At 73.9% G+C, this 25730-nt stretch carries 19 protein-coding genes; 12 read left to right on the top strand and 7 right to left on the bottom strand.

The window, feature by feature from the left end; translation table 11 throughout:
• Positions 1-41: 41 nt before the first annotated feature.
• Positions 42-464: an organic hydroperoxide resistance protein gene (locus tag ACFCY7_RS31305; protein ID WP_376489432.1), complete on the bottom strand. Its 423-nt coding sequence runs from the start codon at positions 462-464 to the stop codon at positions 42-44.
• Positions 465-529: 65 nt separating this feature from the next.
• A complete protein-coding gene (locus ACFCY7_RS31300; protein ID WP_376489431.1) occupies positions 530-1549 on the bottom strand; it encodes an NADP-dependent oxidoreductase in 1020 nt (339 codons plus the stop codon).
• A 105-nt stretch (positions 1550-1654) separates the two neighbouring features.
• Between ACFCY7_RS31300 and ACFCY7_RS31295 the strand changes: the two genes are divergently transcribed.
• Positions 1655-2089, top strand: a complete 435-nt coding sequence (locus ACFCY7_RS31295) for a MarR family winged helix-turn-helix transcriptional regulator (protein ID WP_376489430.1) — start codon at positions 1655-1657, stop codon at positions 2087-2089.
• A gap of 18 nt (positions 2090-2107) precedes the next feature.
• Here the strand turns inward: ACFCY7_RS31295 and ACFCY7_RS31290 are convergent, their stop codons facing one another.
• A complete protein-coding gene (locus tag ACFCY7_RS31290; RefSeq protein WP_376489429.1) occupies positions 2108-3229 on the bottom strand; it encodes a hypothetical protein in 1122 nt (373 codons plus the stop codon).
• Between the two features lie 357 nt (positions 3230-3586).
• On the opposite strand from ACFCY7_RS31290, the gene ACFCY7_RS31285 reads away from it, so the two are divergent.
• The 4 genes from ACFCY7_RS31285 (at position 3587) to ACFCY7_RS31270 (ending at position 9062) form a co-directional block, all read left to right on the top strand.
• On the top strand, positions 3587-4648 hold the full coding sequence (locus ACFCY7_RS31285) for a rod shape-determining protein (RefSeq protein WP_376489428.1): 1062 nt from the start codon (positions 3587-3589) through the stop codon (positions 4646-4648).
• Positions 4649-4700: 52 nt separating this feature from the next.
• Positions 4701-6251, top strand: a complete 1551-nt coding sequence (locus ACFCY7_RS31280; RefSeq protein ID WP_376489427.1) for a GAF domain-containing protein — start codon at positions 4701-4703, stop codon at positions 6249-6251.
• A 112-nt stretch (positions 6252-6363) separates the two neighbouring features.
• Entirely contained in the window at positions 6364-7548 is a 1185-nt protein-coding gene (locus ACFCY7_RS31275; RefSeq protein WP_376489434.1) for a nitrate/nitrite transporter, read from the top strand.
• Positions 7549-7607: 59 nt separating this feature from the next.
• Positions 7608-9062, top strand: a complete 1455-nt coding sequence (locus ACFCY7_RS31270; protein WP_376489426.1) for an acyl-CoA synthetase — start codon at positions 7608-7610, stop codon at positions 9060-9062.
• Positions 9063-9117: 55 nt separating this feature from the next.
• Here ACFCY7_RS31270 and ACFCY7_RS31265 read toward each other — a convergent pair whose 3' ends face one another.
• The 3 genes from ACFCY7_RS31265 to ACFCY7_RS31255 form a co-directional block, all read right to left on the bottom strand.
• Positions 9118-12801 carry a S8 family serine peptidase gene (locus tag ACFCY7_RS31265; protein WP_376489425.1) on the bottom strand — a complete coding sequence of 1228 codons (3684 nt, stop codon included), beginning with the start codon at positions 12799-12801 and terminating at the stop codon, positions 9118-9120.
• Between the two features lie 152 nt (positions 12802-12953).
• Positions 12954-14216, bottom strand: a complete 1263-nt coding sequence (locus ACFCY7_RS31260) for an MFS transporter (protein WP_376489424.1) — start codon at positions 14214-14216, stop codon at positions 12954-12956.
• Positions 14213-14659 carry a GNAT family N-acetyltransferase gene (locus ACFCY7_RS31255; protein WP_376489423.1) on the bottom strand — a complete coding sequence of 149 codons (447 nt, stop codon included), beginning with the start codon at positions 14657-14659 and terminating at the stop codon, positions 14213-14215. The genes ACFCY7_RS31260 and ACFCY7_RS31255 overlap by 4 nt, the downstream gene beginning before the upstream one ends.
• A gap of 142 nt (positions 14660-14801) precedes the next feature.
• Between ACFCY7_RS31255 and ACFCY7_RS31250 the strand changes: the two genes are divergently transcribed.
• The 3 genes from ACFCY7_RS31250 to ACFCY7_RS31240 all read left to right on the top strand — a co-directional run bounded on the left by ACFCY7_RS31250 (position 14802) and on the right by ACFCY7_RS31240 (position 17423).
• On the top strand, positions 14802-15071 hold the full coding sequence (locus ACFCY7_RS31250; RefSeq protein WP_376489422.1) for a hypothetical protein: 270 nt from the start codon (positions 14802-14804) through the stop codon (positions 15069-15071).
• Positions 15068-15688 carry an NUDIX domain-containing protein gene (locus ACFCY7_RS31245; protein WP_376489421.1) on the top strand — a complete coding sequence of 207 codons (621 nt, stop codon included), beginning with the start codon at positions 15068-15070 and terminating at the stop codon, positions 15686-15688. The genes ACFCY7_RS31250 and ACFCY7_RS31245 overlap by 4 nt, the downstream gene beginning before the upstream one ends.
• A 115-nt stretch (positions 15689-15803) precedes the next feature.
• Positions 15804-17423, top strand: a complete 1620-nt coding sequence (locus tag ACFCY7_RS31240) for a prenyltransferase/squalene oxidase repeat-containing protein (RefSeq protein WP_376489420.1) — start codon at positions 15804-15806, stop codon at positions 17421-17423.
• Positions 17424-17426: 3 nt separating this feature from the next.
• Here ACFCY7_RS31240 and ACFCY7_RS31235 read toward each other — a convergent pair whose 3' ends face one another.
• Positions 17427-17909: a MarR family winged helix-turn-helix transcriptional regulator gene (locus ACFCY7_RS31235; protein ID WP_376489419.1), complete on the bottom strand. Its 483-nt coding sequence runs from the start codon at positions 17907-17909 to the stop codon at positions 17427-17429.
• Between the two features lie 124 nt (positions 17910-18033).
• Here ACFCY7_RS31235 and ACFCY7_RS31230 point away from each other — a divergent pair, with 124 nt between their 5' ends.
• The 4 genes from ACFCY7_RS31230 (at position 18034) to fxsT (ending at position 25667) form a co-directional block, all read left to right on the top strand.
• Positions 18034-18450, top strand: a complete 417-nt coding sequence (locus ACFCY7_RS31230; protein ID WP_367825009.1) for an organic hydroperoxide resistance protein — start codon at positions 18034-18036, stop codon at positions 18448-18450.
• A gap of 223 nt (positions 18451-18673) precedes the next feature.
• A complete protein-coding gene (locus tag ACFCY7_RS31225; RefSeq protein ID WP_376489433.1) occupies positions 18674-20131 on the top strand; it encodes a hypothetical protein in 1458 nt (485 codons plus the stop codon).
• The gene (locus tag ACFCY7_RS31220; RefSeq protein ID WP_376489418.1) at positions 20128-21222 is read left to right on the top strand and encodes an AAA family ATPase; all 1095 of its coding nucleotides are present in this window, start codon (positions 20128-20130) and stop codon (positions 21220-21222) included. The genes ACFCY7_RS31225 and ACFCY7_RS31220 overlap by 4 nt, the downstream gene beginning before the upstream one ends.
• Positions 21222-25667, top strand: coding sequence for an FxSxx-COOH system tetratricopeptide repeat protein (gene fxsT, locus ACFCY7_RS31215; RefSeq protein WP_376489417.1), 4446 nt, complete (start codon positions 21222-21224; stop codon positions 25665-25667). Before ACFCY7_RS31220 ends, fxsT begins: the two co-directional genes overlap by 1 nt.
• Positions 25668-25730 lie beyond the last annotated feature (63 nt).

Here is a 25730-nt window from a genome sequence, read left to right as displayed (position 1 = left end):
CGGTCGGGGTGCGGCCCTCGCCCAGTGTGCGGCGTCGCGGGTCAGACGGCGAGCTCGACCGTGATGTTGCCGCAGGTCGCCTTGGAGTACGGGCAGACCTGGTGGGCCTTCTCGATCAGGCTCTTGGCGGTCTCGGCGTCCACGTTGGGGATGGTCGCCGAGATCTTGACGATGATGCCGAAGCCGTCGTCGTTCTTGCCGATGCCGACCTCGGCGGTGACCGTCGAGCCGGAGACGTCCGCGTTCTCGTTGCGGGCGACGACGCCCAGCGCGCCCTGGAAGCAGGCGCTGTAGCCGGCCGCGAAGAGCTGCTCGGGGTTGGTGCCGGCGCCGGAGCCGCCCATGGCCTTGGGCGGGTTGACGACGACGTCGAGCTGACCGTCGTCCGTGGCGACCCGGCCGTCACGGCCGTTCTCGGCGGTGGCGACGGCGGTGTACAGGACGTCGGAGTGCTGGATGGACATGCCGGGGTACTTCCTTCTGCAGTTCGCCGCGACTCGCGCCCACGATCGCGACGGCTGAGGGAAGACTAACGGGTCACCGAGACGATCATCTTTCCGGTGTTGTCCCCGCGGAGGAGTCCGAGGAAGGCGTCCACGCCGTTCTCGATGCCCTCGACGAAGGTCTCGCGGTGCTTCAGCTCGCCGGAGGCGAGCCAGCCGCCGACCTCCTGGACGAACTGGTTCTGCAGGCCGTAGTGGTCGCCGACGAGCACGCCCTGGAGCCGCAGCCGCTTGCCGATGATCATCGCCATGTTGCGCGGGCCGGGGACCGGCTCGGTGTCGTTGTACTGGGCGATCATGCCGCAGATGGTGGCGCGGCCGTGCACGTTGAGCGAGGAGATCGCGGCTTCGAGGTGGTCGCCGCCGACGTTGTCGAAGTAGACGTCGATGCCGTCCGGGGCCGCCTCGCGCAGCTGGTCCCTGACCGGGCCGTTCTTGTAGTTGAAGGCGGCGTCGAAGCCGAGCTCCTCGACGAGGAACTTGACCTTCTCGTCGGAGCCGGCGGAGCCGATGACGCGGGAGGCGCCCCGGAGCTTCGCCATCTGGCCGACCTGGCTGCCGACGGCCCCGGCCGCGCCGGAGACGAACACGGCGTCGCCCTCCTTGAAGGAGGCGACCTCGAAGAGGCCGGCGTAGGCCGTGAGGCCGGTCATGCCGAGCACGCCCAGGTAGGCGGAGAGGGGCGCGAGCGCCGGGTCGACCTTGGTGGCGCCCTTGGCGGGGACGTCGGCGTACTCGCGCCAGCCGAGGCCGTGCAGGACGTGGTCGCCGACGGCGAAGCCCTCGGCGTTCGAGGCGACGACCTCGCCGACCGCGCCGCCGTCCATCGGGTGGTCCAGCTGGAACGGCGGGATGTACGACTTCACGTCGTTCATCCTTCCGCGCATGTACGGGTCGACGGAGAAGTGCAGGTTGCGCACGAGGATGCGGCCCTCGCCGGGCTCGGCGACCGGGGTCTCGCGCAGCTCGAAGTCCGCGGGGACGGGCCAGCCGTGCGGACGGGCGACGAGGTGCCACTCACGGCTGGACGCGGGAAGTACGGACATGAGCACGGCCTCCAGAAAAGCTTTGGATCACAAAAGGTTCACTACCTCAAACAACCATGCGCCTCGATATTTCATGTTGTCAAGTATCTGGGTAGACTGAGCCCCATGGCCACCTCACGCACGGACCCCCTCACCCTCGAAGTCGTCGAGCTGATCGGCACGGTCGTGGCGCGCTACTACGAGGAGTACGAGCAGGCGGCCGCGCAGCACGCGCTCACCGGCGCCCAGGCCCGCGTCCTCGGCCTGCTCTCCCTCGACCCGCTGCCGATGCGCCGCATCGCCCAGAAGCTGAAGTGCGAGCCCTCCAACATCACCGGCATCGTCGACCGCCTCGAAGCCCGCGGCCTGGTCGAACGCCACCCCGACCCGGACGACCGCCGCGTCAAGCTCGCCGTCCCCACCACCGAGGGCCGCGACACCGCCCGCCGCCTCCGCGACTCCCTCGGCTTCGCCCGCGAACCCCTCGGCGAACTCTCCGAGACCGAGCGCACCCTGCTCCGCGACCTGCTCAGGCGCATGCTGGGCGAGGGCCTCGCCTAGGGGGTGTCCCTCCGGCGCCTACACGCACCACCAGAGGAAACGGGTGCAGGTCTGCGTCGGCGCCGGCGTCGGCGTCGGCGTGCCGCTCGGCGTCGAGCCCGTCGCGGAGGGCGCGGGCCCGCCGGGAGTGCCCGAACCCGTGGGCGTCGGACCGCCCGCCGTCGAGGACGGCGTCGCGGTGGGCGCGGACGGCGAGCCGGTGGCCGTCGGCTGCTGCGCCGGGACGCCCCCGTCCCCCTGCCCCGTGGCGGGACCCTGCCCCGACCCCGTACCGGACGCCGGTCCCGCACCCGCCCCCGAGGCGGAACCCGATCCCCGCCGACCGCCCGTGCCCGAGCCCGCGCTCGCCTGACGAGGGCGGGTGGACGCCGGGGCGTCGACCACCGCGGACGGGCCGGCGCCGTCCGGCGGCTGCGTGTCGTCGAGCGGTTCGGGCGCGAGCGGCGTCGCGGTCACGTCCAGTTCCTCGACCGCCGTCGCGGCGCCGTCCTGTGGCGGATCCTCCAGGGCGAGCCGCGCCAGGCTCAGCGTCCCGGCCGCGAGGACCAGGCCCACCGTACTGACCAGGACCGTACGAGCCCCACGCGACCGGGAGCGCCGTCCCCGGCGTACGGCGGTACGCCCCCGGGCCGCGGCACGGTCCTGCCCGGCGGCACGGGCGGCACGACGCCCGCCCGCGGACGGTCGCGGCGGCTCCAGGACGTCCAGTTCGTAGACGTGCTCGGGCGAGGGCTCGGACGCGGACTCGTGCGAGGACCCGGAACGGTCCGGATCGGCGTACGGGCTGCCCGGCTCGGCATGGGCGCGGTCCGGCTCGGCGTAGGTGCCGCCCGACTCGGCGTGGGCGAAGTGCGGCTCGGCGTAGGCGGGGCGGGCCTCGGCGTAGGTGGGGCGAGGCTCGGCGTAGCCGAGGTGGGGTTCGGCGTAGGCGGAGCGGGGTTCGGCGTAGCCGAGGTGGGCCTCGGCGTAGGCGGGGCGGGGTTCGGCGTAGGCGGGGTCCTGGGTGTGGACCGGTGCGGGGGCCGGCGGGTGGGCCGGTATGTGGGGGGTCTGGTACCGCAGTTTCTCGACGGGAGTCCCGCACCCGGCACAGGCGAGGGCCCCATTGAGATGCCGCCGGCACGCGTAGCAGTAGTCCATGGGGCCCGCAGGCTATGCGGCCCCGTGCGGTGACAGGGAGGCGGCGAGGTGAGGATCCTGTGAGGAAACCGCAGGTCGTCGGCGGTGCGCCGTGATTCTCCCGCTTCGGGAAGGATCGCCTCCAAAACCGCCGGGCCCGTACCTCCACCTCCGTCACCGGCCGCACGCGGAGGGTGCCCGACCGGACGGCCGGGAGGGCTTCCGGCCGATCCGTCCGGCCCGGCCCGCCGGACGCCGGCGGGCCCCGGGCGGCGCAGCCCAGCGCGCGCCGGGGCGCGGACGGCCGGACGATGCGAACAGGAACGCGCAACGCGAACCACCTCGCCCGTGCCAGCACCGCACTCCGGAGGATCCGCCGTGACCGTCAGCCTTGAGCAGCTGCGTCGTTGCCATGTCGCCGTCGACCTGGGTGCCGCCCGCACCCGGGTCTTCGTCAAGGGCGCCGGACTCGTCGTCGACGAGCCGAGCGTCGCCGCCGTCAACACCCGTACCGGAGCGCTGATCGCCGTCGGCGCGCTGGCGGAGAAGATGACCGGCCGCACTCCCGACTACATCCGGGTCGTCCGCCCGGTGTCGGGCGGCACGGTCGTCGACATCGAGATGGCGCAGCGGATGCTCCGCCACCTCCTCGGCGAGAAGCTGCGCCGACAGCTGCGGCGCAAGCCCCGGTTGCGGGCGGCCGCGTGCACTCCGCACGACAGCGACCCGCTGGCGCAGCGCGCCGCCGTGGAGACCCTCGTCGGTCTCGGGGCGCGCCGGGTCGAGCTGGTCGACACCCTGATCGCGGCGGCGGTGGGCTGCGGCCTTCCGGTCGAGCAGCCGACGGCGACCATGATCCTGGTGTGCGGGGCGGCGACCACGCAGGTCGCGGTGCTCTCGCTCGGCTCGATCGTGACGGCCGAGCGGATGCCGGTCGGCGGCGACGCCATCGACCACGCCGTCATCCAGCACCTGCGTCACCACCACGAGCTGATGCTGCCGAGCCAGTCGGTCCGGCCGCTGCAACTCGCCCTGAGCGGGAACGGCCTGACGGCCGAGGGCCCGGCGGTGACCGAGATCCACGGCCGGGACGTCGCCACGGGCCTGGCCCGTTCGGTCACCGTCGACACGGCCGCCGTGCGGGAGGCGATCCACACCCCGCTGACGGCGGTCCTCGACGGCATCGGGAAGGTGCTGCGGGACTGCCCGCCGGACCTGGTGGCCGACCTCGCGGACCGCGGGATCATGATGGTCGGCGGCAGCGCCCTGCTGCCGGGGCTCGACCAGATGCTGCGCGAGGCGACCGGGATGCCGGTGCACATCGCCGAACGCCCGGACGTCTGCGCGGTCCTGGGTCTCGGCGCGATGCTGGAGGGCAAGGTCCAGGCGATGGTCCTCGACCCGCTGTCGGAGCGGAACCCGCTGGACGACGAGGACTGAGCCCGGCGTACGCAAACCAGCCAAATCCCCTGATTCGTACGACAATGAGACCATGACGATCATGGACGAGGACGCCGAGGCCGCGGACACCGACGACGGCACCGAGACGCCCCGCCTGCCCCTGCTGCTCGAAGCGGTCCTCAGCGTCGGCACGGATCTCGAACTGCGCACCACCCTCCAGCACATCGTGGACTCCGCGACCGAGCTGACCGGGGCGCGCTACGGCGCGCTCGGGGTCGTCGACCCCGAGCGCCACCGGCTCACCGAACTCTTCACGTCCGGCCTGACGGACGAGGAGCGGCAGCGCATCGGCCGGCTCCCCGACGGCCGCACCGGGCTCCTCGGCGCGCTCGTGCGGGACCCGCGGCCGCTCCGGCTCGACGACCTGGCCGCCGATCCGCGCTCCGCCGGCGTACCCGAGGGGCATCCGGAGATGCGCACCTTCCTCGGCGTCCCGATCCGGGTCCACACCGAGGTGTTCGGCAACCTGTACCTCACCGAGAAGCACCCGGGCGGCTTCACCGAGGAGGACCTCTCCCTGCTCCGGGTCCTCGCCTCCCAGGCGGGCATCGCCATCGGCAACGCCCGCCTGTACGAGACGGCCCGGCAGCGGGAGCGCTGGATCGAGGGGGCCGCGGCCGTGACCACGGCCCTGCTCACCGGCGCGTCCGCCGAGAACGCCCTGACGACCGTGGCCGAGCGGGCCCGCCTCCTCGCCGGCGCCTCGGCCGGGGTGGTCCTCCAGCCCACCGCCGAGGGCGGCATGGAGATCGTCGCCGCCTCCGCCACCGACGACCCGGGAGACCTGGTCGGCACGACGATCGCCCCCGGCTCACCCGTGCTCGTCCAGCTCCTCGGCGGGGAGCCCGTCTTCATCGAGGACTCCGCGACCGACCCCAGGATGACCACCGCCGTCCGCACCCGCTTCGGCCCGTCGATGATGCTGCCGCTGCAGAGCGGCGGGAAGCTGATCGGCACCCTCGCCCTCCCCCGGCGGCGCGGCGACCCGCCGTACTCGGCCGTGGACCGGCTCCTCGCCTCCCAGTTCGCCTCGCAGGCGGCACTCGCCCTGGTCCTCGCGGACGCGCGCCACGACCGGGAGCGGCTCGCCGTGTACGAGGACCGGGACCGGATCGCGCGGGACCTCCACGACCTGGTCGTCCAGCGCCTGTTCGCCACCGAGATGATGCTGGAGTCGACCCGCCGCCGCGCCACCGGCTCGTCCGACGAGAACGAACTCCTCGGCCGGGCCGTCGACGAGCTGGACTCGACCATCCAGGAAGTCCGCACGACCATCTTCGCCCTCCAGCAGCCCCCCGCCGACGCCCCCGCCTCGTTCCGCGGCCGCGTCCTCCGCGAGACCGGCGGCGCGGCCGCCCTCCTCGGCTTCCGACCGTCCGTCCACTTCTCCGGCGCCGTCGACACGCTCGCCGAGGAGGAGGACGCGGGGAAGCTGCTCGCCGCTCTGCGAGGGGCGCTCGCCGCGGCCCACCGGCGGCCCGGGGTCACCGCGGTGACGGTCGAGGTGGCGGCCGGGAACGACGGCCTCCGGCTGCGGGTCGAGGACGACGGCTCGCCGACGGCCACGGTGACCTGGCCCTGAGGAGCACCCGTACGGAGCAGTCCGGCGCGCCGGGCCCTTCTCCCCGATCTTGACTTGTGGGGTGACCACCGAGACGAAGCCCCCGACCGCGGCGGCCTACCGCAATCTGGTGATGGCCACCATCGGCTTCACGCTGACCTTCTGGGCGTGGAACCTGATCGCACCGCTCGCGAGCTGGTACGGCGACCGGCTCGAACTCAGCTCGTTCCAGCAGTCGTTCCTCGTCGCCGTCCCGGTCCTGGTCGGCTCGGTCGGCCGTGTCCCGGCGGGCGCCCTGACGGACCGGTACGGCGCGAAGCGGATGTTCCCGCTCGTCTCGGCGCTGACCATCATCCCCGTGCTGCTGCTGATCGTGGTGAAGGACACCTACGGTCTGCTGCTCGTCGTCGCCTTCCTCCTGGGCCTCGGCGGCACGACCTTCGCGATCGGCATCCCGCTGGTGAACTCGTGGTTCCCGCCGGCCAAGCGGGGCCTTGCGCTCGGCGTGTTCGGCATGGGCATGGGCGGCGTGGCGCTCTCCGGCTACTTCACGCCCCGGATCGCCAAGCACGGGGAGAACCTGCCGTTCGTCGTGGTGGCGGCCGCGCTCGCCGCGTACGCGGTGCTCGCCTTCTTCCTCATCACCGACCGGCCCGACCGGCCGGTGCCCACCGCCTCCCTGGCGACCCGGCTGGGCTCGGCGGCGCGGCTGCGGGTGACGTGGGAGCTGTCGGCGCTGTACGCGATCGGCTTCGGCGGCATCGTGGCGTTCGGCGTCTACCTGCCGACGTACCTGAAGACCTGGTACGGGCTGGACCCGACGGACGCGGGCACCAAGGCAGCCGGGTTCGCCCTGGTCACGGTGGTCTTCCGGCCGATCGGCGGCTGGCTCTCGGACCGGATCCACCCGGCGCTCGTGACGGCCGGGGCGCTCGGCACGGCCGCCCTGTTCGCGATCGTCCAGGCCTTCGACCCGCCGCTGAACCCGGGCGGCACGATCGCCCTCCTGGTCATGGCGGCCGGCCTGGGCACGGCGAGCGGTTCGGTCTTCGCCCTCGTCTCCCAGGTCACCCCGCAGGCCCAGGTGGGCAGCGTGACCGGCATCGTCGGCGCGATGGGCGGCCTCGGCGGTTTCGTGCCGCCGCTGGTGATGGGCGCGATCTACAGCGCGAAGGACTCGTACTCGATCGGCTTCATGCTCCTCTCCGACCTGGCGCTCGCGGGCTGTGTGTACGCGTACGGGCGGATGCGCGGGATCCGCCCGGGCGGCGGCAAGCCGGAGCCGGAGGCGACGAAGGTCACGGCCACACGGCCCTGACGCCCCGGCAGAATGCCTCCCGGCGACCTTCGCCCTCGACGACCCGAGGAGCTCGACCGGTGAGTGCGTTCTTCCCGGCCCTGGCGGCCGGAGCCGATTCCGACCGGACCGCGCTGCGCTTCGGCGCGACGACCCTGACGTACGGAGAGCTGGCCGGGGCGGCCGGCGCCCTGGCCGCCCGGATCACGGGGGCCGGCCGGGTCGCCGTCTGGGCCACGCCGAGCGCGCACACCGCGGTCGCGGTGGTCGGGGCGCTGCTGGCGGGCGTCCCCGCCGTGCCCCTCAACCCGCGCACCGGCGAGCGGGAGCTGGCGCACGTCCTCGGCGACAGCGCGCCCTCCGCCGTCCTGGCGGACCCGGCCGCCGAGCTGCCCGCCGGGCTGGCCGGCGTCCCCCGGATCGACGTGGCGCTCACCGGCACCGCCGCTGCCCCGCCGGCGGGGCCGGACGACCCCGAGTCCCCTGCCCTGGTCGTCTACACCTCCGGCACCACCGGCCCGCCGAAGGGCGTCCTCCTCTCGCACCGGGCGCTGGCCGCCTCCCTCGACGCGCTGGCCGACGCCTGGTCGTGGACGGCGGACGACGTCCTGGTGCACGCGCTGCCGCTGTTCCACGTCCACGGTCTGGTCCTCGGGGTGCTGGGGCCGCTGCGCCGGGGCGGCGAGGTGCGGCACCTGGGCGCGTTCTCGGCGGAGGGCGTGGCCCGGGAGCTGGGCGCCGGGGGCGGCACGATGCTGTTCGGCGTGCCGACGATGTACCACCGGCTGGCCGACGCGCTGGACGGGGACGCCGGTCTGACGGCGGCGCTGTCGGCGGCGCGGCTCCTCGTCTCGGGGTCGGCGGCGCTGCCGGTGCACGACCACGAGCGGATCGCGGCGGCGACGGGCCGGACGGTCGTCGAGCGGTACGGGATGACCGAGACGCTGATGAACACCAGCGTGCTGCCGGGCGGCGCCCCGCGTCCCGGGACCGTCGGCGTGCCGCTCGCGGGGGTGGGGCTGCGGCTGGTGGACGAGGACGGCTCGGTGCTGGGGGCGTACGACGGGGAGACGGTCGGCGAGGTGCAGGTGCGCGGCCCGAACCTCTTCTCCGGCTACCTCGGCCGGCCGGAGGCGACGGCGGCGGCCTTCGACGGCGACTGGTTCCGCACCGGCGACATGGCCGTGCGGGAGGCGGACGGCGCGGTGCGGCTGGTGGGCCGCAAGGCGACCGACCTGATCAAGAGCGGCGGCTACAAGATCGGGGCGGGCGAGATCGAGAACGCGCTGCTCGACCATCCGGGGGTGCGCGAGGCGGCCGTCACGGGCGAGCCGGACCCGGATCTGGGCGAGCGGATCGTGGCCTGGGTGGTGGCACGGGACGCGGAGAAGCCGCCGGCGGAGACGGAGCTCGCCGATCACGTGGCGGGGCTCCTCGCGCCGCACAAGCGGCCCCGGGTGGTGCGCTACCTGGACGCCCTCCCCCGCAACGACATGGGCAAGGTCCTGAAGAAGGCGCTTCCCGGGGCCCGTTGAACGACGGAGGCCGGGCCCCCTCCCGGAGGAGGGGGCCCGGCCGTGTGCCGTCGGGTCAGCGCACGCCGACCGCGCGGATCAGCTCCTGGGTGACGGAGCCGCCCCGGTCGTCACGGGCGCCGGCCCGCAGCGAGACGGAGGCCGCGCCGGCCGGGATCCGCAGCTCGCCGGTCCAGCTCGCCCCGCGCGACGCCTTCTTGAGGGCGACCTCGGTCCAGGTCGCGCCCTCGTCGTAGGAGACGTCCAGGGTGCCGGTGGTGAGGGTGCCGGTGCCGGCCGCGCCCTTCACGTACTCGGCGGAGATCCCGACGGGGAGGCGGCCGCCGGCCCGGACGTCGCCGTTCAGGTCGGTGTCGACGTCGAAACCGAGGTTGATCATCGGCAAGTACGTGATCTTGTCGGAGGGCGTCTCGGAGGAGCGGAACGTCCACTCGCTGTGGCCCTTGGTGGCGAGCCGCCAGCGGGCGGGGTCGAGGGCGGTGTCGGTGACGACCTTGTAGGCGGCTTCCTCGGCCGGGGCGTCCCAGGCGTAGGCACCGGAGCTCATCTTGCGGTCGACGCGGACGCCGTCGACGTACACCTCGGTGAACTGGGTCATCGAGTCGTCGCTCCACACGTTGCCGAAGCCGGTGTGGTCGGTGCCCGAGTCGCCCCAGCCGGGGGTGTTGAAGCGCAGGTCGTTGCCGGTGCGCTGCTGGCCCCAGCCGAGTCCGGTGCCCAGCCAGGGGTGCCAGACGGGGCCGAACCAGTCGAGGTCCACCCGGCTGCCGCCCCGGTAGGACGGGGTGCCGCCGCGCTGTTCCAGGGACTCGCCGAGGTCGACGGACTCGTGCCAGCGCTGGCCGGTGCCGGTGGAGACGTACTCGGTGCGCTCGGTCGGGAAGGCGATCCACTCCTTGAAGCCGAAGCCGATCGGGAAGGTGTCGGTGATCGAGTAGCGGAACTCGCCGCCCAGCTCCGCACGCTTGGTCGGCATGCGGAACGTGGAGCGGATCGTGGCCAGTTCGTCCTTGCCGGGGCGGAAGACCAGGTCCTTGCCGATGGCGCCGGGGTGCCCCTCGGAGAGGTCGTAGGTGTACGGGGTGAAGCGGGTGCCGGTCAGTTCGACGCGCTTGCCGCGGGCGGCGCCGGCGGCGAGCCGCCGCGCGTCGGCGGCGTTGACGGTGGCGACGGCGAGGGGCCGGTCCTGGTAGTCGGCGGTGCCGAACCACTTCATCAGCCGGCCCGGACGGTCGTCCGTGACGAACAGGGCCTCGGCGCCGGCGTCCTGGGCGGTCTGGGCGAGCTGCGCCGGGTCGGCGCCCTCGGTGAGCCGCACGAGGACGGCCTTGCCGGTGACGTTCCGGCCCGCGTACTCGGCGGGGGTTCCGGTGCCCGCGTCGACGAGGCCGAGGCGGTGGCCGCCCTCCAGGAGGCCGGCGCCGGCCTGCGGGGTGGCGTCGGAGAGCCGGGTGCCGTCGACGCTCGCCTCCAGCATCGGCTTGCCGAGGCGCCAGACCGTCCGGTACTCGAAGGTGCCGGTGGCGGGCTTGCGGGTGGGCGCGGCGAAGACCGAGTCGTACATCGGCGGGACCTGGACGGCTCCGCCGTAGGAGGCGCCGTTCGCCTCGCGGTCGAACTCCATCAGGAGCTGCCGGGTCTCGGTGCGCTTCTCGACCTCCGCGCGGATCTCGCGCAGCTGCCGTCCGTCGAGGGTGATCTCGCGGTCGCGGTCGAGGGTGACCTCCGGCTCGGTGAGGAAGCCGAGGCCGAGGGAGTCCTGGCCGTGGGAGCCGCGCACGTCGAGGAAGGTGTCGACGGCGTACGTGCCGGGCTTGAGGCGCAGTTCGAGCGTGCCGGACTCGCCGACCGCGGCCGGGAAGGGGTCCACGCCCGCGGTGAGCTGCTGCACGCCGAGGGAAGCGGGGGCGGGGGCGCCGTCACGGTCCTTGACGTGGACGGTGAGGGTGTAGCGCTCCTCCTCCTTCACCAGGCCGAGCGCGGTGTGCGCGACGGGCGCGCCGCCGGCGGTGGCGGTGATCCGGCCGGAGGACTGCCCGACGGGGGCCTTGGAGCCGTCACCGGTGACGGTGGTGCTCGCGGTGCCGTGGGCGGGGACGGTGAGGGCGGTGTCGGCGAGGGTCGCGACGCCGGTGGGCATGCCGTCGACGGCGAGGTTCAACTCGACCGGCTGGTCGGAGGAGTTGGTGTACGCGACCGTCTTGGTGACGGGCTTGTTCTCCGCGTAGGGCCAGGAGGTGAAGCCGAGGTCGGCGGAGCCGGTGGCAGTGATGTTCGCGGCGATGGCGGCGGCGACGTCGACGCGTCCGGTGCCGAGTTCGTACGCGCCGGCGTCGAGCGTCTTCGACGAGGACATGAGGGCGTCCTTGAGGCGGGCGCCGGTCCAGTCGGGGTGCTTCTCGGCGAGCAGCGCGGCGACGCCGGCGACGTGCGGGGTCGCCATCGACGTACCGCTCATGGAGGTGTAGAGGCCGCTGCCGGCGACGAGCTGGGAGCGGGCGGCGAGGATGTCCACGCCGGGCGCCGACACGTCGGGCTTGAGGGCCTGGTCGCCGTGGCGGGGGCCCTGGCTGGTGAAGTAGGCGGCGCGGTCGTCGGAGTCGACGGCGCCGACGGTCAGCGCGGCGTCGGCGGCGCCGGGCGAGCCGATGGAGCCGGGGGCGCCGGAGTTGCCGGCGGCGATGACGAAGAGGGCGCCGGTCTCGGCGGAGAGGGTGTTCACCGCCTGGGCCATCGGGTCGGTGCCGTCGCTGGGTTCGCGGGAGCCGAGGCTCATCGACACGATCTTCGCGTCGATGTCCTTGGCGGCCCACTCCATGCCGGCGATGATCTGCGACTCGGTGCCGGATCCCTGGTCGCTGAGGACCTTGCCGACGGCGAGGGTGGCGCCGGGGGCGACGCCCTTCTCCTTGCCGTCGGAGCCGGCGCCGCTGCCGCCGACGGTGGAGGTGACGTGGGTGCCGTGGCCGCCGCGGTCGGCGACCTCCTGGCCCTCGATGAAGGACTTCGTCTCGGCGATCCGGCCGACGAGGTCGGGGTGCGCGAGGTCGGCGCCGGTGTCGAGGACGGCGACCTTGACGCCCTTGCCGGTGAGCCCGGCCTCCCACGCCTTCGGGGTGCCGATCTGGGCGTTGGACTCGGCCATCGCGGCCTTGACCCGGCCGTCGAGCCAGACCTTGGCGGGGGCGGCCGCGGCCCGTGCGGCGGCGGGGGCGGTGAAGCCGCGCCAGAAGGCGGCGGGGTCGGTGGCGGTGACGGCGGCGCCGCCGACGCTCGGGAGGGCGCGGACGGTCCGGGCGCCGCGCGGGGCGGCGGGGGCGGCGCTCCGGGCCTTCCCGGCTCCGTACGTGACGATGAGGGGCAGTTCGCCGGTGACGCCCTGCTCGACGAGGCCGGTGACGTCGAAGAGGCGCGGGTCGAGCGCGCCGGAGGCCAGGTAGGGGCGGGCCTCGTCGGGGACGACCGTGACCCGGCCGTCGGAGATCCGGCTGCGGACGGCTCCGGTGGCGCCCTTCGCCCGGTCGACGGTGACGGTCAGCCGTCCGCCGCCGAGGTCGGTGAGGGTGACGCGGTCTCCGGTCACCAGGGTGACGGTGCTGCTCGTCGCGGACGCCTTGAAGGTGTCCGGCACGGCGGAGGCGGTGTTCCCGGCGGCGGCGGTCTGCCCGGCCGAGAGCATCACGAGGGAGACGCCCGCGGCGAGCAGGCCGGCCCTCCCTCTGGCGATGGGTGCGGTCATCGTCGTACTCCTCGCGGACCCGGGGTCGGGGGTGTTCCGGGTGCCGCGAGGAGTCTTGGCCGGTGGGGCGGGAGTTGACCCCTGCTACTCCTGGCGGTTATGTGCCGTGGCGGCCAACCGCCAGGAGGCTAAGGGGCGTTCGGGGAGATTGGTCACGGAGTCGGGTCGAGGGCGTCATAGCGGCGGAATCCGCGCCCGTACAGCGCGAGCAGGCCGATGGCGAGGACGCAGGCGATTCCGCCGCCCGTGAGGGCCACTGCCGGGGAGGTCAGGTCGGCGACGGAGCCGGCGAGGAAGTCCCCGAGCCTGGGCCCGCCGGCGACCACCACGATGAAGACGCCCTGGAGTCGGCCGCGCATCTCGTCCGGTGCCGCGACCTGCATCATCGTGTTCCGGAAGATCATCGAGACGGTGTCGGCGTAGCCGGCGAGGGCGAGCAGGAGCAGGCCGAGCCAGAGGTTCCGGGTCAGCCCGAAGACGGCGATCGCGGCGCCCCAGCAGGCCACCGCGATCAGGATCGCCTGGCCGTGGTGGCGGATGCGGCTCTGCCAGCCGGAGAGGACTCCGCCGAGGAGCGCCCCGAAGGCGGGTGCGGCGACCAGGAGTCCGGTGGTCTTCGCGTCGCCGCCGTACCAGAGGACGGCGACGGCGGGGAACAGGGCGCGGGGGTGGGCGAGGATCATCGCGCAGAAGTCCGAGAAGAACGTCATGCGCAGGTTGGGGCGGGTGGCGAGGAACCGCAGCCCGTCGAGGACGGAGGCCCGCTTGCTCCCGGTCCGGTCCGGCAGCATCGACGGCAGCCGCCACATCGCGTACAGGCTCGCGGAGAAGGCCACGGCGTCGACGAGGTACGCGGTCTGGTAGCCGGCGAGGCCGACGATCAGGCCGCCGAGGCTGGGGCCGACGAGGGTGCCGAAGGTCATGACCATCGAGTTGAGCGCGTTGGCGGCGCGCAGCTGCTCGGGGGGCAGGAGCCGGGGGATCATCGACGTGCGGGCGGGCGAGTTGAGCGCGGCGCACACGGCCTGGAGGGCGACGATCCCGTACAGGAACCACACGCGGTGGAAGCCCGCGAAGGCGGCTCCGGCGAGGGCGATCGAGAGGACCGCCGATCCGCAGGCGCTGGCGAGGCCGAGCTTGCGGCGGTCGACGGTGTCGGCGATGGCCCCGCCGTACAGGCCGAACACGACGAGCGGGACGAGCGAGAAGAGGCCGACGAGCCCGACGGAGAACGGCGAGCGGGTGATGTCGTACACCTGGAGGGAGACGGCGAGCGCCGTCATGCCCTGCCCGACCCAGGAGACGGTGCTCCCGAACCAGAGGCGGCGGTAGTGCGCGGACGTCCGCAGCGGGGTGAGGTCGGCGAAGACCCTGCGGCGGTCGTGCTGTTCCTTCTGTTCCTCCGCGGTGGTCACGCGACGTCGTACCGCAGCTCGGGACGCTCCCAGTGGATGTGTCCGGCGGGCGGTACGGCTCCCGTGCGGACGGCCCCGGTGCGCAGGTAGAACTCCTCGGCGGGCGGATGGGCCACGACCCGGACGGTGTCGAGCCCGGCGGCCCTGGCCTGCCCGGTCATGTGTTCCATCAGGAGCCGTCCGATGCCGAGTCCCTGGGCCGCGTCCGCGACGAACGCGAGGTCGAGCTCCGCCTCGTCGACGAGCAGCGCGTAGAACCCGAGGACGAGGCCGGTCCCGTCGGCGGCGACGAAGACGGGGTGGTGCTCGATGTACGCGCCGCCCACCTGGTACCCCTCGACCATGGCGGCGTAGTCCCCGCGGTAGGCGCGCGAGCCCCGGACGAGCCGGGTGAGCCGCTTGGAGTCGTCGGCGGTGGCGCGCCGGATGGTGATGTCGGACATGGGGCGAGTATAGGACCGTACTTGGATGATGATCCTTACAATTGGATGAAGCCCCGCACCGCCCGGCGGCCGGCACCGGCCGCCGCCCCGGATCCGAAGATCGCACAGGGCGCTACGATAGGTCATCATGCAATCGCAATGCGTGACGAACGATGTGCTCCCCGACGTCCTCGACGACGGTGCCGTGCTCCCCGCTCGCACGCCGCTGCCGCTGGGCGCGCACCTCCCCTTCGGCATCGGTCCGCGTGCCCGCCCCGGCATCCGCTTCGCGATGCGGGAGACGGCGGAGCTGCTCGGGATGCCGCTCGCCCGGTTCGCGGTGGAGGCGACCGCGCCGGTGGGCGGGCCCGTGTTCGGCATCGACCGGCGGCCGGCCGGCCCGCCGCCCGCCCTCGTCCGCGAGCGGACGTGACCGCGCCGGCCCCGGCCCCGCACACCCCCGGCCCCGACGCCTCCGGCCCGTACGCCCCCGCTCGACCCCCCTCCGGCGCACCAGGCACCCGAACCCGCTCCCCCGCCGTCCGCCCCGTCCCCCCACCGGGCGCCGAGCGCGTCGACTACGTCGATCCCGGGGACCGGGTGGTGGCGCAGGGGCGGCGGACCGCCGAGGCGCCGGGCGGGCTGCTCCGCCGGTACGCGGCGACCGTCTGCACCGACCGCGCCGGCCGGGTCCTGCTCTACCGGCGGACCGCATCGGCCCGGGCCTACCCCGGCCACTACGACGTGCTGGTCGGCGGGGCGGTGCGGACGGGCGAGGAGTACCGGGCGGCGGCCCTGCGCGAGCTCCGGGAGGAGCTGGGCTGGGCGACGGCACCCGGCCTCACCGAGGCCTACCGGGTCCGCGTCGACGATCCGCACGGCGCCTGCTTCCTGACGGTCCACCGCTGGGTCGCGGACCGCGCGCCCCGGCCCGACCCGCGGGAGATCGCCTGGTGCGGCTTCGTCGCCCCGCCGGCGGTCGCGACCGGCGGCTACACCCCGCTGGTCCCGGCCGGCGCGGACGCCGTACGCCGCCTCTTCCGCCTCTGAACCCGCGCGGACTCCGAACCGTCCCCGCACCCCCGCGCCCCGGACCACCACTCCCCGCGCGGCCTCCGAACCACCACTCCCCCACGTCCCTCGTACGACCCCGAAGAAGGCCCCCATGCCCCTGCTCCCGTCCTGCGCGCTGCCCTTAGCCGGCGCCTCCCTCGCCGTTCCGGGGCCGGTGCCCCGCGCGACGTCGCCGCGGGACCCACTCGACCGCGCGCGGGCGCGCCTCGCGACGCGGCTGCTGTCGGCCGCCGGGCGCGACGGGCTGCTCCGTGCACCGTGCGACAGCCGGCTCCTGGAGTCGGCGCTGGCGTTGCGGCTGCTCACGGTGACGGGGGTGGACGCGGACGCCCAGGAGCGGCTCACCCGCCGGCTGAAGACGGCGCTCGACGAGGGCGCGCCCGATCCGCTGCAGGAGGCGGCGGCCCGTGCGGCGCTCGGCGAGTACGTGGACGGGCCGGCCGCGCTGACCCGGCTGCTCGGCGGCTTCGACCACTTCACGGCCGGCCGCAAGCGGCTGATGTTCCAGACGGTCCTGGCGGAGCTCGGCGCCCATCCGTTCCCCGAGCTCCCCGCCCCCGGCGCGGTCTTCGCGGCACACGGCCAGCAGCGGTGGCTGGTCACGGAGATGGCGGCGCTGAAGGTGCTGTACGCCTACGGCACCGGCGCCCCGCGGCTGGTCGGCGCGGACGACTGGCGGGCGCTCGCGCCGTCCTCGCGGCCCGGCCCGCCGCCGTACGGGAACCATCTCGCCCGGATCCTCGCGCTGCTGGCGCTCCGGCGGCACCCCCGGCACGCGGCGGCCGTCCGGGCGCGGGCGCGGGAGCTGCGCGACGGGCTGCGCGAGGACGGCGGGCTGCCGTTCATCACGGGCATGGACGTGTTCGCGACGGCGACCGGCGGTCTGGCCCTCGCGGGGGCGGGCGCGCCCGCGCACTCGCTGCGGGCGCTGGCCGCGGCCCTGGCGGAGCGCCGGAACCCGGACGGGGGCTGGGGCTTCGACCGGGGGGTCGCCCAGAGCGACGTCGACGACACCGCGTACTGCGTGGAGTTCCTGCGCGCGGTGGCGCCGGGGCGGTTCGGGTCCGAGGTGGCGGCCGGCGCGCGGTACCTGCTCGACCGGCAGGGCGGTGACGGCGGCTTTCCGACGTTCGAGCGAGGGACCGTCTCGGAGGTGGCGATAACGGCCGCGGCGGTGAACGCGCTGGCTCCCGATCCCGCGCACCGGCGGGCGGTGGAGGCGGCGGTCGGGTTCGTGGCGGCGCGGCAGGAGGCCGCCGGGCCGTTCGAGCGCAGCTGGAGCCTGAACGAGAGCAACGCGCTGTTCCGTACGGTCCTCGCCTACGACTCCTTCCGGGCCGCGGCGCCGGGGCATCCGGCCGGGACCGCGGTGGCGCGGGCCCGGGAGCGGGCCGTGGCCCGGCTCGTGGACACCCAGAACGCGGACGGCGGCTGGGGGCACCTGCCGTCCGACCCGAGCGACCCGATCAGCACGGCGTACGCGCTGATCGCGGTGGCGCGGACGCCGGCCTCGCCGCCGGCCCGGGGCGCGGCGGAGCGCGCGGTGCGCCACCTCCTGGAGCGGCAGCGGCCGGACGGCGGTTTCGTCTCGCGTCCCGACCAGGCCGGGCCGCGGCCGCTCGCCTACCACGTGCCGCTGCTCACGGACGTGTGCGTGCTGCTCGGCCTGAACCACGCGCGCGCGTGGTGCGGGGCGCCGGCTGCCCGGTAGGGCTCAGCCGCAGGCGTTCAGGGCGTCCGGGTCGACGGCGTCGAGCCGGACGGCCAGCGCGTCGAGGCGCTCCCGCAGCTCGCGGATCTCGGCGAGGTCCAGGCCGGTGGCGGCGGCGATCCGCCGCGGTACGCCGCGGGCCTTCTCGCGCAGGGCGGTCCCGTCGCCGGTGAGGCGCACGGTGACGGACCGCTCGTCCTGGGCGCTGCGGCGCCGCTCGACGTATCCGGCCGCCTCCAGGCGCTTGAGCAGCGGCGACAGGGTGCCGGAGTCGAGCCGCAGCCGCTCGCCGATGCCCTTGACGGGCAGCTCGCGGTGCTCCCAGAGCACGAGCATGACGAGGTACTGGGGGTAGGTGAGCCCGAGCTCCTTGAGCGCCTCGCGGTAGACGCCGTTGAAGGCGCGGGTCGCCGCGTGCAGCGAGAAGCAGATCTGGTGGTCGAGCCGGAGGAAGTCCTCGTCCGGGACGGTGTCGAGCGTCTCCATGCCTCCAGGATACGCGAGACCTCTCACACGCGATTAAGTTGTGCACAACTTAATAGTGCGCTATCAATGGAGGGCACCACTCCCCAGGACCGGGGCCACGCCCCCAGGACAGGACGGAAGAACCATGGACGCGATCTACACCGCCGTCGCCACCGCCAACGGCCGCGAGGGCCGCGCCGTCAGCTCCGACGGCCACATCGACCTCCCCCTCGCCCACCCGCAGGCCCTCGGCGGCAACGGTCAGGGCACCAACCCCGAGCAGCTCTTCGCCGCCGGGTACGCGGCCTGCTTCGCGAGCGCCATGGGCGTCGTCGCCCGCCAGGAGAGGATCGACATCTCCGAGGCCTCCGTCACCGCCGAGGTCTCCATCGGCAAGGACCCCGCCGACGGCGGCTTCGGCCTCGCGGTCGTCATGCGCGCCGAGTTCCCCGACCACCTCCAGGGCGAGGCCGGCCTCGCGCTCCTGAAGAAGACCCACGCCTTCTGCCCGTACTCGAAGGCCACCCGCGGCAACATCGAGGTCGAGCTCGTCGTCGAGTAACCCGCTCGGCCACGGCGTCGCCGCCTCGACATGACCAAGGAACCCGGCTCACAGGGTGGCGACGCGTCAGGCCCCCGGCATACCCTGGACCGTGGGCGGCGGCGCCCGGACTACCCATGTCCGATCAGGAGTTGGGAACATCGGAGCCGTGACGGGGGGGCTTTTGTTCCATGGCAGCCATGGCGCTCATGCACCGGGGTTCGAGCATGAGCTGGTGGACGAGATGTGTGAGGTGACGGGCCTCGACGCTCCGAACGAGCGCGGCCTGTTCATCAGCATGCTGGCAAGCCGGTTACCCGAACTGGCCAACATCCGGCAGCACGGCCGGACCCGGTCGGACATGCTGGAGATCGTCCAGGCCTGCCTGCGGCAACCGCGCGGCCTGCCCGAACTCGTCGACACCCTGACGGTCTACGCCCCCGGCTCCCCACCCGTGCAGAGGATCCGGCAGCTCGTCACCACCCCGCCCGTCCTCGCCGTCCTCCCCGAAGCGGAGTTACGCGAGGCCCGCACGCTGCTCGCCCGCGTCCCGCACCTCGACGCGCACGGACTGCTGTACGCGGCCGCCGGCGACGTCCCCCTCCCCCGCCACCCCGTCGCCACCCTCGGCGAGGCCTTCGACCTCCTCAGCCGGGTCAACGCCCGCCCCGACGGCCTGCTCCCCCTCATGGTGCTGATCGAGCACGCGGCCGCGGCCCTCGACGGATCCGACCTCGACCGCCCGGTCGCCAACGGCCTGCGCGAGTGGAACAACGCGCAGGCGGAGAAGCTCGACCTCGCGCCCCAGCTCGATTCCGTCCGCACGGACACCTCGGGCGACACCGCGGCACAACCAGCTCCCGCCTGTCTCGTTGTCCAGTTGGACAGACACGGGATGGACCCGGACCGGTATCTGCTCTCCCACTGGCGCCAGATACGTCCGGGTCCCTGGCGGCCACAGCGCGGAGAGGACCAGATCGTGTCCTTGGGCGAGGTCGAGGCCACCGTGGAACGGCTCGTCTTCCAGGCGGAGAAGGACTGGGCCGGCCGGCCCGGCAAACCGGTCCTCGAGTTCATCCTCCCCATGCACCTGCTCAACCGCCCCATGGAATGGCTGCCCCTGGCGTCCGACTCCGCCTTCGCCGCCGCCCTGTGCCTGAGCTATCCGGTCGTGCTGCGCAGCCTGGAACGCATGCGGGCACCCCACTTCCACCGGCGGTGGCACAACCGCTGGCAGCTGATGCTGGACACCACCGAGACCGTCTGCCACTGGGACACGGCGGGCCGCCGCGGCCACGACGCCGTCCAGTGGAACAGCAGGCTCACCGCCGACGAACGGCTCGTGTCGGTCGCCCTCAACGCTCCCCCGCTGCCCGGCCCCGGCGGCAGTCTCGCCTCACTGGAGACCGCCCTGCGCGCGGGAGTGCCGATGGCCGTGTGGGACCGCCGCCCCGGCGCCTCCGGCGACTTCCGCCGGAGGGCCAAGAAGCTGATGAAGGGCAAGGCGATCGAGTTGCCGCAGCGCGTGCAGCAACTACGGAACGAGGCGGCCACCGCCGCGGCCGCCCAACGGGACGTCCACGTGGGCCGCCATCTGGCCGTCCTCTTCGACGACCCCAACCGCATCGTCGACTGGTCCGGATCACCGGGGACCGGCACCGCACAGGTACGCGGCGGACACGACGACGAGGGGGAAACATGAGCGGTGTCCATCATCCGGTCGAGAGCAACCGGAACGGAGGGCACGTCAGCAGCCGCAGCTGGTGGATCTACCGGGGCACCGGACAGCCGCTGACCGACATCCGACTCGGCGACATCCTGCCGCCGCCGCCCGGCTGGCGGGACTTCGACGGCGGCCCGGTGCTCCCGCCCGTCCCCGCCGAGAGCACCGAGACCGACCGCAGGCTCGGCGCCGTGGGCCGCGCCACGCCCCGGCAGGACCCGCACGACATCGACATGATCAACACCGCCCTGCTGCTCCGCAGGCCCCTCCTCGTCACGGGCCGGCCGGGGATCGGGAAGTCCACCCTGGCCTACCTCGTCGCGCGCGAACTGGGCCTCGGCCGCGTCCTGCACTGGGGCATCACCTCCCGCAGCACCCTGCGCTCCGGCCTGTACGAGTACGACGCCATCGGCCGCGCCCAGGCGTCCCTCGGCCGCGGCCGCACCGCCCTCCCCCCGGCCGAGGGGGACGCCGACGGCGCCGGAGTCGACGCGAAGATCGGGGACTTCGTACGGCTCGGCCCCCTGGGCACCGCCCTGCTCCCCTACGAACTGCCGCGCGCCCTCCTCATCGACGAGCTCGACAAGAGCGACATCGACCTGCCCAGCGACCTGCTGCACGTCCTGGAGAACGGCGCGTACGACATCCCCGAACTGGTCCGCGCCCGCCACCAGGAGGGCCGGGCGGAGGTGTTCACCGACGACCCGGACCAGCGGGTCGCGGTGACGGACGGACGCGTCCGCTGCCGGGCCTTCCCGTTCGTCGTCATCACCAGCAACGGCGAGCGGCAGTTCCCGCCCGCCTTCCTCCGCCGCTGCGTCCGGCTGGACGTCTCCCCGCCCCGCGAGGACCAGCTCGCCGCCATGATCGCCGCCCACTTCCGGGACCAGGGCGGACGGCACGACGCCATGATCCGGAAGTTCATGGAGCGCAGCGCGCAGAACGGCGGGCTGGCCACGGACCAGCTGCTCAACGCGGTCTTCCTGCGGACGGCGGGGGTCCGGGAGGACGAGGAGGCATGGAGCGAACTGCTGGACGCGCTCTGGCGTGAGCTCTCGGGATCGCCCTGATGGACGACGACTCCCCCTCGTATCCCGAGGCCTTCGAAGTGGCGGAGGCGCTGTGGCTGCACGCGTACCAGACGCTCGCGGCCCGGCTGCCCCCGTCCACCGAACCACCGCGGCCCCGGCCGGCGACACTGCCCGGCCTCTCCGAGCTGCCCGAATTCCTGCAGGGGCTCCCGGCGACCGGGACCGTGGCGGACACCGCACCCGACGGAACCCCGACCTCCGACAGCACCCCCCGCACGCCGCCGCCCCGCGACGACCTCCGGCGCCCGCCCCCGCGGGACTTCGTGCTCCGGGCACCGTTCCTGACCCTGCCCCCGGGATCGGCCCTCGGGTCCGCGCAGGAGCTCGACGGCCACGTCAGGACCGAACCGCTGCCGGATCTGCACGACGCGCCGGGCATCGCCCGCCGGCTGCGGCCGCTGAAGCAGCTGTCGCCCTCGGCGTACGACATCGAGCTGGACGAGGAGGCCACCGCCGAGCACGCCGCCGAGGACGGCCTGTGGATGCCCTACACCCGGCCCGCCGGCGAGCGCCGCTTCGACCTCGTGCTCGTGGTGGACGACCACGCGACCATGGCGATCTGGGAGCAGACGATCTCCGAGTTCACCAGTCTGGTCGAGCAGTTGGGGGCGTTCCGGGACGTACGGGTCCGCCGGCTCGGCGTGCGCGACACCCCGGACGGCGAGGAGGCCGTGCTGCGCGGCCCCGCCACCGGCCACGGCGCCACCGCGGTCCCCGCCGAGCTGGTGGACCGGACCGGCCGCCGGATCGTCCTCGTCCTCACCGACGCCCTGGGGCCGTCCTGGAAGAGCGGCGTCGCCCTGAAGGCCCTGGAGCTGTGGTCGACCGCCGGGCCGACCGCGGTGGTGCACCTGCTCAACCAGCGGGACTGGCACCGCACCGCCCTCACGCCCTGGCGGGTGCGGCTGCGCGGTCCGCGCGCGGGCGCGTCCAACACCGCGCTGTCCGTGGCCTTCCCGCCGGAGGCGCGGGACCCGTTCGACCCGCCGCCCGACACCTGGACGGTGGCCGTGCCGGTCCTGCAGCTGGAGGCCGACTGGCTGGGCCGGTGGGCCGCGCTCGTGGCCGGTGAGGCGTCCGGCTGGGTCGACGCCTCCGTGCTGCTGCTCGGCGCGCCCGACCGGTCCGGGGCGGACGGCGCCGAACCGCCGGAGGCGGTCCCCGCGCCGTCGGTGCAGGAGCGCATCCGCCGCTTCCGCAGCCACGCCACCCCCACCGCCTTCCGCCTGGCCACCCATCTGGCCGCCGCGATCCTCGAACCGCGCCTGGTGCGGGACGTGCGGCGCACGCTCGTGCCCGAGGCCCAACCGGTACACGTGGCCGAGCTGTTCCTGAGCGGCCTGGTCGAGGAGTGCCCGCCCGACGAACCGCCGGGCTCCGTCCCCGAGGCCCCGCTGGACTTCGTCGACGGGGCGCGCGAGGCGCTGCTGTCCAGTGCGATGCGGGCGGACACCGCGCGCGTCGTGCGCTCGGTGTCCGACTTCTACGGCGACCGGTTCGAGGCGGCCCGCGGGCTGCACGGAGCCCTGCTCGCCCCGGAGCAGGTGCCCGATCCGCCGCTGACCGCGGAGAGCCTGCCGTTCGTCCGCGTCGAGCTGGCCGTCCTCCGCGCCTTGTCCGGGCCGTACCTGCTCCGGGCCCACCGGATCAGCGCCGCCCTCGAAGGGAGTTCGACGGGAGCGTCGGACATACAGAACACACCTGGACTAGTCCACGATATCCGCAGTACCCATGAAAATTCCGACACGGGCGGCTCTTCCATGACCGACACCACTGCCAGTCAGCACCAGCGCGAGGACGGAGGGGCCGTGAACGGCACCGCGGTCCCGTCGATTCCGGCGCCGAGTCCCGACGCACTGCCGGGCACGGCGACCCCGGCGACGGGCACACCGATCCCGGGACCCGTCGCATCGCACCCGGACCGGCCCCGCTCCGCCGTCCCGGCCATCTGGGGCAACATCCCGCCGAACAACCCCAACTTCGTCGGCCGCGAGGACGTCCTCGCGCAGGTGCGCGAGCAGTTGCTGACCGGCGACACCTCGGCGGTGCTGCCGCACACGCTGCACGGCATGGGCGGTGTCGGAAAGTCCCAGATCGCGATCGAGTACGTCTACCGGTACGCCGCCGACTACGACGTCGTCTGGTGGATCCCCTCCGAGCAGCCGACGATGATCCTCACCGCGCTCACCGAACTCGCCCAGCGGATGGGCCTGAACGTGAGCAACGAGGCCAACCGGGCCGTCCCCGCCGTCCGTGAGGCGCTGCGCAGGGGCGACCCGTACACCCGGTGGCTCCTGGTGTTCGACAACGCCGAGAACGTGGAGGCCGTGCGCCCCTACTTCCCGACCGGCGGCACGGGGAAGATCCTCATCACGTCCCGGAACCAGGAGTGGGACCGCGTGGCCAGGACGCTGTCCGTCGACGTCTTCACCCGCGAGGAGAGCAAGGCCCTGCTCCGGCGGCGCGCCCGCGACCTGAGCGACACGGACGCCGACAAGCTCGCCGAGGCCCTGGGCGACCTGCCGCTCGCCATCGAGCAGGCGGCGGCCTGGCAGGCCGTCACCGGCATGGCCGTGCCCGAGTACCTGCGGCTGATCAACGAGAAGATCGCCGAGCTGATGCTCGAACTCGTCCCCTCGCCGGACTACCCCATGTCGGTGGCCGCCGCCTGGGACGTCTCGCTGCGCCAGCTCGAACAGCGCAATCCCGCGGCGCTCCAACTCCTCCAGGTCTGCTCGTTCTTCGCGCCCGAGCCGATCTCCCGCTCGCTGTTCAACAACTCGCGCAGCACCACGATCGCCCCCGAGCTCGACGACGCCCTGCGGCATCCGATCAAGCTCGGCCGGGCCATCCGCGAGATCAACGTCTACGCCCTGGCCCGCATCGAGCACCGGCACGACACCATCCAGCTGCACCGCCTGGTCCAGGCCGTGCTGGTCAACCGCATGTCCCCGCAGCAGCAGGCGGACATGCGGCACGGCGCGCACCTGCTCCTCGCCGACGCCAACCCCAACAGCCCCGGCTCCCGCGAGCTCTGGCCCCGCTACCAGGCGCTGCTGCCGCACGTGGTGGTGTCCCGTGCCGTGGAGTGCGAGTCCCCGTGGGTGCGCGGTCTGGTCCGCGGCATGGTGGAGTTCCTCTACGTGTGGGGCGACCACAAGAGCTCGGCGGCGATGGCCCGCGAGGCCCTGGAGATGTGGACCGAGAAGTTCGGCGCCGAGGACCAGCAGACGCTGGAGATGGCGAAGTGGCTGGCCTTCCTCCTGCGCGTGCTCGGCGAGTACCGGGAAGCCGCCTCGATGATGGAGCGCACCGCCGACATCTACATCCGGACCGCGGGCGAGGAGGACGAGGGCACCCTCGACGCCCTCATCCAGCTCTGCAGCGGTCTGCGGCTGCGGGCCGAGATGGCCCGGGGCCTGGAGATCAACCGCTCGGTGTACGAGCGCTCCCTGCGGACCTTCGGCGAGGACGACCCGGCCACCCTCCGCGCGGCCCACAGCCTCGGCGTCGGCCTGCGCCTGATGGGCCTGTACGGGGAGGCGCGCGCGCTCGACGCCGAGACGGCCCGGCTGCGCGCCCTCAACCTGGGCGAGGACCACCTCGACACCCTGAACACCCGCACCGGCCAGGCCATCGACATCCGCGAGGACGGCGACTACCTGGAGGCCGCCGCCCACCTGGAGGCGGTCTACGAGCGCTACATCGCCGTCTTCGGCGAGGACACCCCCGTCAGCCTCGGCTGCGCCCGGGTCCTCGCGGTGTGCCGCCGCCGTGCGGGCAACCACGAGGGGGCGCTGGCCCTCGGCGAGACGGTGTGGACGAAGTTCATGAACCGCTACGGCCCCGACCACCCGGACGTCGTCGCCTGCGCGGCCAACCTGGTCGTCGAGTTCCGGCAGGACGGGCAGCTGAGGCGCTCCAGGGAGCTCGGCGAGGCCACGATCGAGCGCTACACGGCGAAGCTCGGGGCCACCCATCCGTACACCCTGTCGGCCCGCACCAACCTGGCGATCACCCTGCGCCACCTGGGCGACCTGGAGGCCGCCGGGGAGCACCTGGCGGTGGCGCTGCCGGGTCTGGTCGACTCGCTGGGCGAGGAGCACATCCTCACCCTGACCACGGCCATCGGTTCGGCCAGCCACCACGCCGACGAGGGGCGTCACGCGGAGGCCCTGGAGCTGGACCGGCGGACCCTGGAGATCCTGACCCGGGTCGTCGGCGAGGACCACCCGACCACGCTGGCCTGCGCCACCAACGTCGTCCTCGACCTGCGCGCGCTGAACCGCGACACCGAGGCCACGGAGCTGCACACCGAGACCCTGGCGCGCTTCCGCCGCAAGCTCGGCGAGGGCCACCCGGCGACCGTGGCCTCCGCCAGCGGCCGGCGCGCGGACGTCGACATCGCCCCCGTGCCCTTCTAGGAGGACCGGGACCGGCCCGCCTCCGGGACGGAGACGCACGAGAGCCGGCCGGGTCCTGGGACC

Source organism: Streptomyces sp. NPDC056361, from assembly GCF_042262805.1.
Classification (GTDB): domain Bacteria; phylum Actinomycetota; class Actinomycetes; order Streptomycetales; family Streptomycetaceae; genus Streptomyces.
This window is presented reverse-complemented; position numbering and strand designations above follow the sequence as displayed.